We start from the raw sequence: 16,378 nt of genomic DNA, 5'->3' as shown, positions 1-16,378 counted from the left end.
CGTCGCGATCAGCCCAGGTCGATTGTGATGGTGCCCGATTCGTCGGCGCGCACCGCGTACGCACGAACTCCGCTGCCGCCGAAGGCGATCTCGTCACCGGTACCCAGGTCGTAGGTGTGATTGTGCAACGGGCACACCACGACACAGTCGTCGATCAGCGCGTCAGCCAGTGGCCCGCCGCGGTGCGGGCACACGGCGTCGAGTGCGCGCAGCGAATCGTCACGCAGTCGAAAGACCGCGATCTGCGTACCGTCGATACCGAATGCCCGTCCCTCGCCCGGCGGGATGTCGGCGATATTGCCGACTGCTATCTCGCTCATCGGACCGGCACCTGCGGGAGCGGCAGCAGCGGCAGCGCCGAACGGAACTGACCCGGAGTGGCAGGCTTTTTGCCGTCCTGCCAGGGATCCCGGTAGGCGTCGACGGACCGCTGCATGTTGGAATCGAGTTGTTGTGCAATACCTTCCGCGTCGTCGACGACGACGGCCCTGATCTTCTCGATGCCGTAGCGCGGAACCCACGCATAGGTGCGTTCGAGCCATTTCGCGCTCTCGCGGTAGTACTGCAGGAAGCGGCCCGCCAGTGTCATGACCTCGTCGGCACTGTCGACGGTCGCCAGCAGATCGCCCTTGCGGATGTGTGCGCCTGCGGCACCGCCGACGTAGATCTCCCACTTGCCGCCGTCGATCGCGACGACGCCGAAGTCTTTGCACAGCGCTTCCGCGCAATTGCGCGGGCATCCGGTGACCGCGAGCTTCATCTTCGCCGGACCCGCTATGCCCTGATACCGCTCCTCCAGAGCGATGCCCAGCGCCGTCGAGTCGCCAACCCCGAACCGGCAGAAGTCGCTTCCCACACAGGTTTTGACCGTTCGGAAACTCTTGCCGTACGCATACCCCGACGGCATGTCGAGATCGGCCCACACGGCGGGCAGGTCCTCCTTCCGCAGGCCGAGCAGGTCGATGCGCTGGCCTCCGGTCAGTTTGATGAGCGGAACCTCGTATTTCTCCGCGACGTCGGCGATCTTGCGCAACTGCTCGACGTTGGTCACGCCGCCTTTCATCTGCGGCACAACGGAAAACGTACCGTCGCGCTGAATGTTCGCGTGGACACGGTCGTTGATGAAGCGTTCGGCGCGCTCGTCGATGAAGTCCGAGCCCCACATCATCTCCAGCAGCGACGACAACCCCATCTTGGAGTTCGCATCCTCCTTGCCGTCGGGGGCGAGGGCCGCGAATACCGAACGCACCGAGTAGAGCTTGAGCTCGCGGATCAGCCGCATGAGTTCTGGCTTCTCGTACGGGATTGCGGGTACGTACCAGTTGGCCGACGGGTCCTCGGTGACCGCGTCGCCTGCGGCCCATTCGACGACCTGCGCCACCAACCCCTTACAGGAGCCGCAGCCCTTTCCGGCGCGGGTCGCGGCCATCACGCCTGCCACCGAGGTCGTGCCGCCTGCGACGCACCCGACGATGGTCGCCTTGTCGACGCCGTTGCAGTTGCACACCTGGGCATCGTCGGAGAGTTCCTCGACTCCCGTTGCGGCGTCGGGTGTTCCGATGTCGAACATCAGCGAGATGCGTTCGTCGGGGAGTTCGGTTCCCTGATCGAAGGCCTGCATCAGGAATGAGACCTTGCTGACGTCGCCGACGAGGGTGGCGCCGACGAGCTTGTTCTCCCGGATCACCACGGTCTTGTAGACGCCGTGCCGGGGCTCGTAGAACTGCAGGTACTCGTCGTCGGCATGTTCGGGCGCCTTGACACCCATCTGGGCGACGTCGACGCCCGCGACCTTGAGTTTCGTCGAGGTGCGCGAACCATGATATGCGGCAGTCGAATTGGCTTCGGTGAGGTGATCGGCCAGGACTTTGGCCTGCTCCCACAAGGGTGCGACCAGTCCGTACACCTGGCCGCGGTGCTGCGCGCATTCACCGACCACGTAGATGTCGTCGTCGTCGATCGAGCGCATGTGGTCGTCGACGACGATGGCGCGTTCGACGGTCAGTCCGGCACCGCGGGCCAGCCCCACGTTGGGGCGGATGCCGGTCGCCAGCACCAGCAGATCGCACTCCATCTGCTCGCCGTCGGCGAATCCGATTCCGGTGATGGCATTCTCATCATCGGCGAAGGCTTTGACGGTGCGCTTACCGGTGACCACGCTGACGCCGGTCGACTCGATCGCGCTGCGCAACACCGCGCCACCGGTTTCGTCGAGTTGGGCGTTCATCAGGATCGGACCGGAATGCACCACCGTCGACGCCACCCCACGGCCGTAAAGACCGTGTGCCGCTTCGAGTCCGAGTAGTCCGCCGCCGATGACCACCGCATGCTCGGCGTCGTCGGCGTGGGAGATGATCGCCGTGGTGTCGTCTAGGCTGCGAAAGCCGAATACACCGCTCAGCTGCGTGGTGTCGTCGACCCACAGCCCCTCGATGGGCGGGAAGAAGGCACGGCTGCCGGTGGCGATGATCAGCTTGTCGTAGGCCACCCGCGAACCGTCATCGGCGAGAACGACTTTGGCGTACGGGTCGATCCGGACCACCCGCACCCCGGCGCGCAGGTCGATTCCGTTGTCGCCGTACCAATCGACGGCGTTGAGGTAGATGTCGTCAGGGGCATCGGAGCCGGCGAGCACGTGGGATAGCGCGATGCGGTTGTAGTTTCCGTACGGTTCGTCACCGAAGACGGTGATGGCGAACTGTTCTGCCCCGCCGCGCGCCAGGATCTCCTCGATGGCGCGGGCGCCGGCCATGCCATTGCCCACCACCACCAGCGACTGTCGGGTCACCGCAGTCTCCTGCGCCATCAGAACTCCACCACGCCGAGGTCGATGACCACGGTGCCCGACGCGGAGGTGGGTGCGGCCAGCGCAAGGGAAATCTCCGCGCCCTCCAGAAAGTCCTCGACCAGCCGGAGCGGCACGTGGGTGCCGCCCTGAGCGGCAATCGGGAAGTAGCGCACCGGTTTCCCGTCGTGCATCAGAGCAATCGTGATCATCTCGTCGCTGCTGTTGCCGCCACGGAAGTAGACCGCCTGCAGGGTCGAGCCATCGGGCACGGTCAGGGTGAGCGAGTCGTCGATGACCGCGAGGGTCTCGAAGCCGGCTCCCTTGAACGCGAACAGGCCCTGCAGAAATCGCGGTGTGCTGCTGTCACTCATGGGGCGGGGTCACCTTTCAGTAGACGTCACGCACGTAACGTTTATCGGCGGCAAGGGCTTTCACATATGCCTCGGCACTGGGGCCGGACAACTTACCGTGTTCGGCGACGACCCGGGTCAGCGCGTCATCGACATCGCGGGCCATCCGCATCCGGTCACCGCACACATAGAAGTGCGCGCCGTCGGACAGCCATCGCCAGAGCTGTTCACCGTGCTCGATCATCCGGTCCTGCACATAGACTTTCGACTTCTGATCGCGGGAGAATGCGACGTCGAGCCGGTCCAACGATCCGTCGGCGAGCATCGTCTCGAGTTCGTCGCGGTAGTAGAAGTCGGTGGCCGCGTGCTGCTCACCGAAGAACAACCAGTTCGGCCCACGATGACCCAGTAGCCGACGATGATGCAGGAACCCGCGGAATGGTGCGATTCCGGTACCCGGGCCGACCATGATCATCGGGGCATCCGGATCCTCGGGCGGCGAGAAGCCGGCATTGCGCTGCACCCAGATTCGAATGTCGTCGTCGGCGGCGTGGTCGGCGAGGTAGGTCGAGCAGACGCCGTGACGCGGGACGCCGTGCAGGTTGTAGCGCACTGCCGACACGGTCAACTGGACCTCGTCGGGACTCTCCAGCGGACTCGACGAGATCGAGTACTGCCGGGGTGTCATCGGCGCCAGCGTCGACAACCAGTCGGCCGCCGATGCACGCATCGGGAACGTGGTGAGCAGGTCGGCGATCTGCCTGCCCCACAGCCAGTCGTCGAGGTCGGATTTGTTCTCCGGCGCCAGCATCGACCGCAGATCCGCCGATGCTGCCCGGTCGCAGACGAATTCGAGGACACCGGGGCTGATCTTCGCGATCTCGAGGCGTTCACGCAGGGCGCTGCCCAACGGCATGTCCTCGCCGCCGACGGTGACCACCGTGTCGGCGTCGAGTCCGGAGGTCTCCAGGAACGCCTCGACCAGCGGTGGACTGTTGCGCGGCCACACCCCGAGGGCATCGCCCGCATCGTAGGTCAGAGTGTTCTCGGGCAGCGCGAACCCGAACTGCCGCACGTCCTTTGCCGATCCGTCGCCGCTGAGGCGGGTGTTCCGGACCAGCGAGGTCACCAGCGGGTTCTTACGACCGTAGGAGATCGGCGCGTCCGGCACCGGCGGGGCTTCCGCGGGGGCGCTCGCCGACGGCAGCGCCGTGGCCAGTTCACCGGACACGGCGTCGAGCCAGCCCTGCGCCGTCGACTCGAAATCGGGTTCGCAGTCGACCCGGTCGAGAAGACGCGTGGCCCCCAGTTCGGCCAGCCGGTCGTCGAGTTTGCGTCCGAAGCCGCAGAATTCGTCGTAGCTGGGATCGCCGAAGGCCAGCACCCCGTACCGCACGCCGCTCAGCGGTGGTGCATCGTCGCCGGAGAGTTGGTCCCAGAAGGATGTGGCGTTGTCCGGGGGATCGCCGTCTCCGGTGGTGGAGGTGACGATCAGCACTGTGCTCTCCGGGGTGAGGGCAGCGAGTCCGGCCTCGTCGAGGGTTTTGGTTGCGGCCGAAAAGCCCTGCGCGGCCAGCGATTGTGCGACGGTCGGCGCGTAGTCCTCGACGGTACCGGTCTGCGACGCCCAGAGCACCTCGACGGTCGGCGCGGGCGCCGCGTCCTCCGGCGCTGCTGCCTGCGGCCCGTCCGCGGTGGACGTGGATCGTGAGAATGCCCCGGCGAGAACACCATTCACCCACGCGCGATTCTGTTCGGACAGCGGTGCCTCCGGCGGCAACAGCGGTACGCCTGCAATCGACGCTTCGCTCTGCAGCCCGGCAAGCACGCCGGCCACATAGGCTTGTTCGGTGGCCGACAGCGCGGGCGGAGCGACAGCCGAAAGTCCCAGTGTCACAGCAAGAGATGACGCCGGGACATCGGTGCGGGCAGGGGCCGATGCGGGTGTATCAGCGGTCGGCGCTGCGGCTACCTTCTCCAACGCCACGGCACTCACCTTGAACTCCGGTTGCAACGACGCCGGGTCGACGGCGTCGTTGGTGACGGCGTTGATGGTGACGTCCGCACCGAACATGTCGCTCCAGTGAAACGGTGCGAAGCAGTTGCCGGGGCGTACGCGGTCGGTGAGGACGGCAGGCAACACCGCGGCACCGCGCCGTGATCGCACGCGCACCGAATCCCCCTCGGCCACATCGAGAGCAGCCGCATCGTCAGGGTGGATCTCGACGAACGGTGACGGGTTGAGTTTGTTGAGTTTGGCCACCCGCCCGGTCTTGGTCATGGTGTGCCACTGATGCGGCAGCCGACCGGTGTTGAGGACGAGCGGGAACTCGTCGTCGGGCATCTCGGCGGGCGGCAGACATGGTCGGGCGTGGAAGATCGCCCGCCCGCTCGGGGTGGGGAAGACGAACTCCGGTGTGGTGCCGTCGGCGCGCACCACCTTGGTCTGGCTACGGCCGTCGTTGAGATAGCGGATGGGGTGGCGGTCGGCGTCGTCGTCGGGCGGGCACGGCCACTGCAGCGGGGTCTCGCGGAGCCGCGCATAGCTGGCACCGCGAATGTCCCAGCCGGTCTTGGGATTCCAGAAACGCTTGATCTCCTCGAACACCTCTTCGGCCGAACCGAAGGAGAATCCTTCGCCGTATCCCATCTCGGTGGCGATCCGGCAGATCAGTTGCCAGTCGGGCAGCGCATCGCCGGGCGGCGCGACGGCCGGCTGGAAGAGGGTGAGGTTGCGTTCGGAGTTGATCATCACCCCGTCGGACTCGGTCCACAGGGTGGCGGGCAGTGCGACGTCGGCGTAGGGCAGGGTCTCGTTCTCGGCGAACACATCCTGCACCACCACCAACTCACAGCGTTGCAGTGCCTCAATGACCCGCGACCGATTGGACACGCTGGCAATGGGATTGGTGCAGATGATCCAGCAGGCCTTGATCTTGCCGTCGGCCATCTGGTCGAACATGTCGATGGTGCCGGTCCCGACCTCACTGCGCAGCGTACCGCGTGGCACACCCCAGGTGTCCTCGCAGAAGTCACGGTCGGCCTCGGAGATCACCGCCCGCTGGCCGGGCAAACCCGGCCCCATATAACCCATTTCGCGTCCGCCCATCGCGTTGGGCTGTCCGGTGAGCGAGAAGGGACCACTGCCGAGGCGGCAGATCGCGCCGGTGACCAGGTGCAGATTGATCAGCGCGTTGGTGTGCCAGGTTCCGTGAATGGACTGGTTGAGTCCCATTGTCCAGCAACTCATCCAGTTCGTGGACTCACCGATCCACTTTGCGGCCGTGCGGATGTCGGCCTCGGGGATGCCGGTGGTCTCGCTGACGGCACCAGGCGTGTACTCGGAGACGAACTCCTTGGTCGCATCGAAACCCTCGGTGTAGGTCTCGACGAAGGAGTGGTCGACATCGTCGGCCTCGATCAACAGGTGCAGCAGACCGTTCAGCAATGCGAGGTCGGTGCCGGGTTTGACCTGCAGGTAGAGGTCGGCCTTGGCCGCGGTGGCGGTGCGTCGTGGATCGATCACGACCAGTTTCGCGCCTGCCTTGACCCGTTCCATCATGCGCAGGAACAGGATCGGATGGCAGTCGGCCATGTTGGAGCCGATGACGAAGAACAGGTCGGCGTGCTCGAAGTCCTGATAGGAGCCGGGTGGGCCGTCGGCGCCGAGGGACTGCTTGTAGCCGGTGCCGGCGCTGGCCATGCACAGTCGCGAGTTGGATTCGATGTTGATGCCGCGCAGATAGCCCTTGGTGAATTTGTTCGACAGGTACTGCGCCTCGGTCGACATCTGGCCCGACACGTACACCGCAACCGAGTCCGGGCCGTGCTCGTCGGCTATCGCCCGCATCCGGCGTGCGGCAAAAGAGATCGCCTCGTCGATTCCGACCGACTCCCGGTCGGTGTCGCGGCTGGTCCGGATCGACGCCTTCTCCATCCGTCCCGGCGCGGCAAGCATGTCCGACGTGGTCGACCCCTTGGTGCACAACCTGCCGAAGTTCGTCGGATGATCCTTACGTCCGGTGGTCTTGGTGACCAACGGAAGTCCTGCGCCGTCGGGCGTCGACACGTGCAGCACCATCCCGCACCCCACCCCGCAGTAAGCACAGAGCGAGTCGACGGTGGAGGTCGCGGGCATGACTCCATGGTTGGAGCCGATTGTTTCCGATGCCATGAATGCGCGTTACCGGTCGATCACATGGTTCTCACACGCGCTGGTCGCGACTGTGAGTCGCCCCGGCCCGTGGTGGTGAGCCGCGCGACGATGAGATCCGCCACCCGCGGGTCCGCGCCGATCGGAGCAGCAACGCCGTCGGCGCCGTACTCGCTCAAGCGGGCGTGAAACAGTCCTGGTGCCAACAGGTAGGCGGCGATGAAGACCCGACGCCGCCGCGACCTAAGCGTGGCCGACACCACGTCGGGGACGCGTGGTGTCGCGGTGGTGACGTAGCCGACCGGAACGTCGTCGTCGATCAGCTCGCCGAGCTGACTGGCTGCGGTCTCGACGTCGGCCAGCGCGAGCGCATCCGACGATCCGGCGGCGGCCATGACCACGGCGTCACCGCGCCGCCAGCCGGCGGCGCGCAGTCGCTCGAGCATGAGCACCGCGAGCATCGGGTCGGGGCCCATGTTGTCGCACAGGGTGACGCTCTGATGGCCGCTGGCCTCGATGTGCTCCGGGATGTCGCGTCGGACGTGGTATCCCGCGGCCAGAAAGGCGGGCACGATCAGCGCAGGCCCCGGGGTCTGCCTGAGTAGCTCCGACGGCGAGGGACCGAGGACGTCGACGAATGCGACGCGCGTCGTTCCGACGCGCTCCCCCACGAGTTCGGCAATGCGTGCGATGGTCGCGACTCCCGCAACCGAGCGGGTGCCGTGAGCCACGAGGATGGGTTGCGGCGCGGTGGCGGCGAAGTATTCAGGCGTCATCGGAATCGTTCTCGTCGTATTCGAGGTCGACGGCCAAGCGGTATCCGCGCTTGACCACCGTCTGGATCATTTTGGAATCGCCCAACGCCGAGCGCAGTCTGGTGACCGCCATCTCGACGGCGTGCGTATCGGTGCCACCGCCGGGGAGTTCGTCGAGCATCGCTTTGCGCGAAATGACTTGTCCCGGAACACGATGCAGCACGCGCAGCAGCGCCATACTCGAGCCCGTCACCGATTGGAAGCAGCCGTCGACCACCACGCCCGACGCCCGCAGGCTCATGTCGTGCCCCGCGACGCGGAGCACGCTCGCGCGACGCGGTAGTTCCTCGGCGATGAGTCTGACGAGCGCTCCGAGACGAAACCGGGCGGGCTGGACCGTGGGAACCTGCAGTGCGTGCAGCGGCCCCGCCGTCACGTTGCCGACGCACATCGCGGGTACCACGGTGCGCATTGCGTGCAGCAACGGTTCAAGCGCACCGGTGCGATGCGCCTGACCGAGCATCGACGCCACCGCTGGTGCGCTGGTGAACGTCACGGCGTCGAGGTCGCGGTTGATGACAGCGTCGATCATCCGGGCCATCGGGTCGGTGTCGTCCGGCGGAGTCCAGCGGTAGACCGGCACCGGGACGACCTCCGCGCCCGCCTCGCGGAGCACGTCGCACAGGTCGGGTAGCGGCTCCCAGCTCGTCGTCGCGCCGTGGAGCTGTACTGCCACCCGCAGCCCTGCGACTCCCTCGTCGAGTAGCTCGCGGATCAGCTCGCTCGACGACTCGCTTGGCGGCGACCACTGTTCACGCAGACCAGCCGCGCGAATAGCCCCCTTGGCCTTGGGGCCTCTCGCGAGCAATCGCACGCCACCGAGCGTGTCCACCAGGTCGTCGGCGAGTCCCCACCCGTCGGCCGCCTCCACCCAGCCGCGGAATCCGATTCCTGTGGTCGCCACCATGACGTCTGGCGGTTCTTTGAGAATGGATTCGGTGGCACGCTCGAGCTCGTCGTCGTCGATGAGCGGAATGATGCGGATGGCAGGGGCATGGATGACCTCGGCGCCACGACGTGTGAGCAGCGCGGCGAACTCGTCGGCTCGCCGCGCCGCCGTGATGCCGATGGTGAAGCCGGTCAGGGTCTTGTCCGGATTCGCCGTGACCGTGGGTGGGTCGGAGGGTGTCATCGGGTGTCGCTGGTCTCGATGATCCCGACCTCGACCGTTCCATCGACAACCCGCACCGGGTACGTCCGCAGCGCCTGCGACTCGTCATCGAGACACGCGCCGGATTCGAGCGAAAACACCTGCTTGAGCAGTGGTGATGCGACGGTGGGCTCACCATTTCGATCGCCGATCAGCCCGCGCGACATCACGGCGGCGCGGCCGAAGGGATCGATGTTGTCGACGACGCGCAGTGTGTCCGCGCCGTCGGACAGGCGGAACACCGCGACCTGTGTGGTGCCGACGAGCGCCGCAACACCGCGGCCGACAGTCAACTGGTCGAGCGTGCACACCGGCACCCAGGTACTCACGGTCGCAACAGTGGTGTCGCCCGCCGACTGCGGAGCGTCGTCCAACGCGGTCATGATGCTGTCTCCTTGAGTCGTGTGGGCGTGCCGAGCAGCACCGGGACCTTGCGGCCCGACGAGTCGTCGAAGGCGATGGTCGGGTCGGGAGTCTCCGGGGCGTTGACGAAGGACACGAAGCGACGCAGCTTGTCCTCATCGTCGAGCACTGCGGCCCATTCGTCGCGGTAGCCGTCAACGTGCTTGGCGACCGCATCCTCGAGGTCGCCTCCGATACCAAGGATGTCGTCACAGACGATTTGCCGCAACCGATCGAGCCCTCCGTCGAAGCTCTCCTGCCACGGCGCGGTGCGCTGCAACCTGTCGGCGGTCCTGACGTAGAACATCAGGTAGCGGTCGATGTAGCGCACCAGCGTCTCGTCGTCGAGTCCGGACGCGAGAAGCTTTGCGTGCGTGGGACTCTGGCCGCCGTTTCCGCCGACGTAGAGGTTCCATCCATTCTCGGTCGCGATCACGCCGACGTCTTTGCCGCGCGCCTCCGCGCATTCGCGGGCACACCCTGACACGCCGAGCTTGATCTTGTGTGGTGAACGTAACCCGCGATAGCGATGTTCGAGGCGGACCGCCATTGCCACCGAATCCTGCACGCCGTAGCGACACCAGCTCGAACCGACGCAGCTCTTCACAGTCCGCAAGCTCTTGCCGTAGGCGTGGCCGGACTCCATCCCGGCGTCGACGAGTCGGCGCCAGATCTCGGGAAGCTGCTCGACGCGCGCACCGAACATGTCGATGCGCTGACCACCGGTGACCTTGGTGTAGAGGCCGAAATCCTTCGCGATCTGACCGATCGTGATCAGTTGGTCGGCGGTCACCTCGCCACCGGGCATCCGCGGAACGACCGAGTAGGTGCCGTTCTTCTGCAGATTGGCCAGGAAGTGGTCGTTCGTGTCCTGCAGCGCGGCCTGCTCGCCGTCGAGGATGTGATCGCTCGACGTCGAGGCCAGGATCGACGCGACGGTCGGCTTGCAGATCTCGCACCCACTGCCGGTCCCGAAGCGGGCGATCAGCTCGGAGAAGGTGCGGATTCCGGTTGCGGCGACTATCGAGAACAGTTCGGCACGCGACTGCGCGAAGTGAGCACACAGCGCCTTGGACAACTCGACGCCCGAGTCGGCGAGCAGCCTGGTGATCGACGGCACGCAGCCACCACACGTCGTACCCGCCGACGTGCAGCCCTTGATGTCGGCGACCGAGCATGCGCCCTCGGCGATGGCCGAGCAGATCGATCCCTTGGAAACGCCGTTGCACGAACAGATCTCGGCGTCGTCGGGCAGTGCGGACAATCCGATGCCGCCGCCCTCGCCGGCCGCAGGCGCGATCAACGACGACGGATCGCCCGGAATCTCGCGTCCCACCATCGGTTTCAGCATCGCGTACGCATCGGCGTCGCCGACGAGGATGCCGCCGAGCAGGGTCGACGCGTCGTCGGAGAGCACCAGCTTCTTGTAGGTGCCCGCGACGGGATCGGAGTAGACGATCTCGAGTGCGTTCTCGGTGACACCCATGGCGTCTCCGAAGCTTGCGACATCGACGCCAAGCAGCTTGAGCTTGGTGGACATGTCCGCGCCGGGAAACAGGGTGTCCTCGACACCGAGGATGCCGTCCGCGGCGATCTCGGCCATCGTGTAGCCGGGAGCGACGAGCCCGTAGCACCGACCCTCGACCGCGGCGACCTCACCGATCGCCCAGATCGCCGAATCGCTTGTGCGACACCCGGTATCGGTGATGATTCCGCCGCGCTCACCGACGTCGAGCCCGGCCTGCCGACCGATCGCGTCCTGCGGGCGGACTCCCGCGGAGAACACCACGAGCGCGGCGTCGAGGACGGTCCCGTCCGACAGCGTGACGGCGAGGAGGTCGTCGTCTCCGTCGGCGATGGCCGTCGTGGACACGCCTGTGTGCACGTGCAGACCGAGCTCACCGACGAGCGATGCCAGCAGCGCTCCGCCGCCGTCGTCGACCTGCAGTGGCATCAGTCGGGGTGCGAATTCGACGACGTGCGGCGTCATTCCGAGCAGTCGCAGGGCGTTGGCCGCCTCGAGTCCGAGCAGTCCGCCGCCGACAACGACGCCCGGCGCACCCGGCTCCGCGGCCTCGGCGATCGCGCGGATCGCGTCGAGGTCGGCGAGCGTTCGGTACACGAAGCTCCGCGGATTGTCCTTGCCCTCGACAGGCGGCACGAACGGATACGATCCGGTGGCGAGAACCACTGCGTCGTAGTCGATCTCGTTGCCCGACGATGTGATGATCCGACGTTGCTCGCGGTCGATCGTCGTGGCCGACTCGCCCAACCGGAGCTCGACGAGGCCGTCTCCGGCATAGGTGTTGTCGGGCAGCGACATCGACGCGGGATCCCACGATCCGACGTAGCTCGACAGCCCGACACGGTCGTAGGCAGCGACCGGTTCTTCGCTCAACACGATCACCCGGTATCGGTTCGCGGTGTCGCGTTCGCGCAGTTCCTGAACGAATCGGTGTCCGACCATTCCGTGGCCGACGACCACACAGGTTTGTGTATCCATCGTTGGTGCCGAATCCATGTCGCGGGTCACTTCGCCGGTTCCGCTGCCGGGACCGTGGCCGAAGGCGCGTCGTCGGCGACCGGCGGGTCGACGGCGATGTCGGTGGTCTCCCGCTCCTCCAGCACGATCTCGCGGCGGGCGTAGAAGATCCAGGTGATGATCGCAGCGATCACGTAGAAGCCGAGGAACACCCAGAAGGCAACCGTCGCAGACTGATTGGCCTTGTAGCTCGAACGCAGAACCAGGTTGATGGCGACGCCGCCGAGCGCACCGACCGCACCCGCGATGCCGATGAGTGCACCGGACATCTTGCGTGACCAGATCACGCGGCCCATCGTGTCGAGGCCGGTGAGGTTGCGCGACTTGTGTTCGAAGACCGTCGGAATGATCTTGTAGACCGAACCATTGGCGATGCCCGAGATCAGAAACAGCAGGATGAATCCGACGATGAAGCCGATCAGCTGAGCGGTACCGATCTTGTGATGGGCGTGTGCGTCGGCAGCCATTCCGGAGATCACCAGGACCGACGCCGATGCGATCATCGCGAGGAAGCACAGGAAGGTGATGCGGCCACCGCCGAAGCGGTCGGCGAGCTTGCCGCCGAACGGACGGGCGATGGAACCGAGAAGCGGTCCGATCCAAGCGATCTGGGCTGCGGCGAGAGCAGCATTACCGACGCCGGACGACTTGAAGCTGATCTGCAGCACCTGTGAGAAGGCAAAGCTGAAGCCGATGAACGAGCCGAACGTGCCGATGTAGAGAAGCGAGATCAACCACGTGTCGCGGTACTTCAGGCAATCGACCATGGAGCGATAGCTCGAGGTCTGGTGGTCGAGGTTGTCCATGTAGAGCGCGGCACCGATCGCGGCGAACGCGAGAGCGACGAGGTAGATGGCGCACACGATCTCCGGCTTGTCGGACGCCAACCAGATGACCAACAGCCCGATCAACTGGATCACCGGGACGCCGATGTTGCCGCCGCCCGCGTTGAGTCCCAGTGCCCAGCCCTTGAGGCGGTGCGGGAAGAACGCGTTGATGTTGGTCATCGACGACGCGAAGTTGCCGCCGCCGAGGCCGGTGAGCGCTGCGGCAAAGAGGAACCAACCGAACCCGAACTTGCCCGGATTCAGCATCAGTATCAACACCAGGGTGGTCGGGATCAGCAGGACCACCGCGGAGAAGATCGCCCAGTTACGGCCACCGAACTTGGCGGTCGCCGTGGTGTAGGGAATACGGAGGCAAGCACCGACGAGAGTGGCCGTTGCCGTGATGGCGAACTTCTGGTCGAGGCTGATGCCGTACTCCGGCGACATGAAGAGCACCATCACCGAGAACAGCGACCAGATGGAGAAGCCGATGTGCTCGCAGATGATCGACCAGACGAGGTTGCGCTTGGCGATCTCTGCGCCGCCCGCATCCCAGGCCTGCCGGTCCTCCGGGTCCCATCCGGTGATGTGGTGTTTACGGGTGTACGTGTAACTCATGTTGATGCCGCTTCCTGCAATGGGCTGAGGTGTCGCGACAACGGCGGCGCGACGTGATGTGTCTATGACCATAGGAAGCGCCTGTTGCAGGAAGTTTTCTGCGCGTGACCTCGCCGTCACAGTCTGCTCACCTGACGAGGCGGCGAGGTGTGAGAAGGGCGGTGTGACAAGACCGCGAGCATGAGAAGACCGCGAGACGTGCGAACTCTGCGTGGAAGAGCGGCCGAGCGGAGAGTCGACGGCCGGGCCGCATGCCCGACGTTAGATCAAACCCTACTTCTTCGGCGCAGCCTTTGCGGCCGGTGCGGGCTTGGCGTTGAGATCGGCCTCGATCATCGGCCAGGTGTCGTGGAGATCCTGTTCCCAGTAGGCCCAGGAGTGCGTCCCACCCGATCGGGTCAGAACCTTGTTGGGGACGTGGAGTTGCTTCATGCGCGCAACCATCTGCTGCGTGCAGTTGTTGACCGCCGCCTCGATGACCCCGCCGAGCAGGACCTGGTTGGCGAGAGTGACTGGGTCGCCGTTGATCAGCGGCGAGTCGAGCCGATCGTATTGGCCGGGCAGCCCCGTGCCGCTGGTCATGTAGACCTTGGTACCGCGCAGCTTGGCCGCGTTCAGATATGGGTCGTTCGCCCGCCACCCCGGACCGCCGGGTACGCCCCACATGTTCACGATGTTTCCGCGTCCGCGATCGCCGACGACCATCCGAATGTATTGCAGCCCAAGCGGATCACTGGTTCGTGCACACCCGCTGTAGGCTGCGACGGCCTTGTAGAGCTTGGGCTCTGCGATCGCGAGATTGAGCACCGACGTACCGGCCATCGAGATGCCGGCGATCGCGTTGGCCTTGGTGGTCTTGAACTCCTTGTCGATGAGCGGCGGTAGTTCCTTGGTCAGGAACGTCTGCCACTTGTTGCGGCCGAGAACCGGGTCGTCGCGCTGCCAGTCGGTGTAATACGAGAATGCACCGCCGATCGGGGTGACCACGTTGACGTTCTTGTCGGCGAAGAACTGCGCATACGACGTCTTGGCTGCCCATGTCGCCGAATCCTCGCCTCCGCCTGCGCCATTGAGCAGATAGAGGGTGGGCACCGCCTTACTGGTGTCCTTCGGATGCAGCACCGTGACGGGGATTGCCCTGTTCATCGACGCCGAGTAGACGATCAGCGTCGACTGCAGCGGCGAGTCATGGACGACGGTCTGAATGCTGGACGGGGGCGGAACGGGCGTCGGGTCGGCTGCGGCGACTCCGCTCATCGTGGCAGCGCCGACGATCACAGCCGCGAGCGCGGTCAGAGCCGTCGCACACCGAACTCCACGAAGTCGCACCATCAGCCCCTTTAGTCACACCAATAACAACAGCCTCAAATGCTACTGCCGCGCGCCGAGCGTCGCCAAATGCTCAGGGGCGTCGTTAGGCAGTTGTGACCACGGCATACGCCGAGCGTGTCGCCCCCTAGACGTAGAAGGTGATGACAACTCCCCGCAAACTCTATAGACTATTTTTAATAGACATCGTTTGAAGGAGCTCCCATGACCAGCACGCTGAGCGTCGAAGAAGAAGCCATCATCAAGACCGTTCGCGACTTCGTCGACAAGCAGGTACGCCCGGTGGTGCGGGAGTTGGAGCACTCGAACACCTACCCCGAGGACCTCATCGAGCAGATGAAGGAGATGGGCATCTACGGGCTTGCCATCCCCGAGCCGTACGGTTTCGCCCAGGTCTCCATGCCCTGCTACGCGCGGGTGACCGAAGAACTCGCCCGCGGCTGGATGAGTCTCGCGGGAGCGATGGGCGGGCACACCGTCGTCGCCAAACTTCTCCTGACCTTCGGTACCGAGGAGCAGAAGCAGATGTACCTACCGCACATGGCAACCGGCGAGATCCGCGCAACCATGGCGCTGACCGAACCCGGCGGCGGCTCCGACCTGCAGGCCATGCGCACCAGCGCTATCCGTGAGGGCGACGAGTACGTGATCAACGGCTCGAAGACGTGGATCTCCAATGCCCGCAAGTCCGACCTGGTCGCACTGCTCTGCAAGACCGACCCCAAGGCCAAGCCCGCGCACGCCGGCGTCTCGATCCTCCTCGTCGAGAAGGTGCCCGGCTTCGAGGTGTCCAAGGACCTGCCGAAGCTCGGTTACAAGGGCGTCGAGAGCTGCGAACTGAACTTCACCGACGCGCGCGTGCCCGCCGACGCCGTGCTCGGCGGCACAGAAGGCAAGGGTTTCGCCCAGATGATGAAGGGCCTCGAGGTCGGCCGCATCCAGGTCGCCGCACGCGCCACGGGTGTCGCGCGAGCAGCTTTCGACGACGCGCTGAGCTATGCGCAGGACCGCGAGAGCTTCGGGGTGCCGATCTGGAAGCACCAGGCCGTCGGCAACATGCTCGCCACCATGGGAACAAAGCTCGCTGCGGCCCGCAGCCTGCTGTTCGACGCCGCCGACCGTGTCGGCACCGGACAACGCGCCGACATGGAGGCCGGAATGGCCAAGCTCTTCTGCTCGGAGACCGCGATGGAGATCGCGCTCGACGCCGTTCGCATCCACGGCGGCTACGGCTACTCCACCGAATACGACGTCGAGCGGTACTTCCGTGACGCACCGCTGATGATCGTCGGCGAGGGCACCAACGAGATCCAGCAGAACGTCATCGCCAAGCAACTCGTGAAACGCGGCGGACTCGACATCTGATCTGATCATCACACCCGAATATCACCGCGGAGGTGAGAG

At 65.4% G+C, this 16,378-nt stretch carries 11 protein-coding genes; 1 reads left to right on the top strand and 10 read right to left on the bottom strand.

All coding sequences use genetic code 11. The annotated features are described in order from the left end of the window. Positions 1-8 precede the first annotated feature (8 nt). From A5785_RS20685 to A5785_RS20640, 10 genes are all read right to left on the bottom strand, one after another. The gene (locus tag A5785_RS20685) at positions 9-320 is read right to left on the bottom strand and encodes a Rieske (2Fe-2S) protein (RefSeq protein ID WP_064868968.1); all 312 of its coding nucleotides are present in this window, start codon (positions 318-320) and stop codon (positions 9-11) included. After that, positions 317-2,806 (bottom strand): nitrite reductase large subunit NirB, encoded by a 2,490-nt coding sequence (gene nirB, locus A5785_RS23390; protein WP_064868965.1) that lies wholly within the window; start codon positions 2,804-2,806, stop codon positions 317-319. Before nirB (A5785_RS23390) ends, A5785_RS20685 begins: the two co-directional genes overlap by 4 nt. Beyond that, complete coding sequence (locus A5785_RS20675; protein ID WP_049697710.1) at positions 2,806-3,159, bottom strand: hypothetical protein; 354 nt, start codon at positions 3,157-3,159, stop codon at positions 2,806-2,808. The genes nirB (A5785_RS23390) and A5785_RS20675 overlap by 1 nt, the downstream gene beginning before the upstream one ends. 16 nt (positions 3,160-3,175) lie before the next feature. Beyond that, the gene (locus A5785_RS20670) at positions 3,176-7,276 is read right to left on the bottom strand and encodes a bifunctional nitrate reductase/sulfite reductase flavoprotein subunit alpha (RefSeq protein ID WP_231895496.1); all 4,101 of its coding nucleotides are present in this window, start codon (positions 7,274-7,276) and stop codon (positions 3,176-3,178) included. 56 nt (positions 7,277-7,332) lie between these two features. Then, positions 7,333-8,067: a sirohydrochlorin chelatase gene (locus A5785_RS20665; protein WP_064868959.1), complete on the bottom strand. Its 735-nt coding sequence runs from the start codon at positions 8,065-8,067 to the stop codon at positions 7,333-7,335. Further along, positions 8,057-9,238 (bottom strand): uroporphyrinogen-III synthase, encoded by a 1,182-nt coding sequence (locus A5785_RS20660; protein ID WP_064868956.1) that lies wholly within the window; start codon positions 9,236-9,238, stop codon positions 8,057-8,059. The genes A5785_RS20665 and A5785_RS20660 overlap by 11 nt, the downstream gene beginning before the upstream one ends. After that, positions 9,235-9,639: a nitrite reductase small subunit NirD gene (gene nirD, locus A5785_RS20655; protein ID WP_064868954.1), complete on the bottom strand. Its 405-nt coding sequence runs from the start codon at positions 9,637-9,639 to the stop codon at positions 9,235-9,237. Before nirD ends, A5785_RS20660 begins: the two co-directional genes overlap by 4 nt. Next, on the bottom strand, positions 9,636-12,179 hold the full coding sequence (nirB, locus tag A5785_RS20650; protein ID WP_064869039.1) for a nitrite reductase large subunit NirB: 2,544 nt from the start codon (positions 12,177-12,179) through the stop codon (positions 9,636-9,638). The genes nirD and nirB (A5785_RS20650) overlap by 4 nt, the downstream gene beginning before the upstream one ends. An 8-nt stretch (positions 12,180-12,187) precedes the next feature. Beyond that, positions 12,188-13,645 (bottom strand): nitrate/nitrite transporter, encoded by a 1,458-nt coding sequence (locus A5785_RS20645; RefSeq protein ID WP_064868952.1) that lies wholly within the window; start codon positions 13,643-13,645, stop codon positions 12,188-12,190. Positions 13,646-13,918: 273 nt separating this feature from the next. After that, the gene (locus tag A5785_RS20640) at positions 13,919-14,977 is read right to left on the bottom strand and encodes an alpha/beta hydrolase (RefSeq protein WP_064868949.1); all 1,059 of its coding nucleotides are present in this window, start codon (positions 14,975-14,977) and stop codon (positions 13,919-13,921) included. Between the two features lie 201 nt (positions 14,978-15,178). Here A5785_RS20640 and A5785_RS20635 point away from each other — a divergent pair, with 201 nt between their 5' ends. After that, positions 15,179-16,339 (top strand): acyl-CoA dehydrogenase family protein, encoded by a 1,161-nt coding sequence (locus A5785_RS20635; RefSeq protein WP_064868946.1) that lies wholly within the window; start codon positions 15,179-15,181, stop codon positions 16,337-16,339. The last annotated feature ends 39 nt before the right edge of the window (positions 16,340-16,378 follow it).

The sequence above is a fragment of the Gordonia sp. 852002-50395_SCH5434458 genome (genome assembly GCF_001665905.1).
Lineage (GTDB): Bacteria > Actinomycetota > Actinomycetes > Mycobacteriales > Mycobacteriaceae > Gordonia > Gordonia jacobaea.
This window is presented reverse-complemented; position numbering and strand designations above follow the sequence as displayed.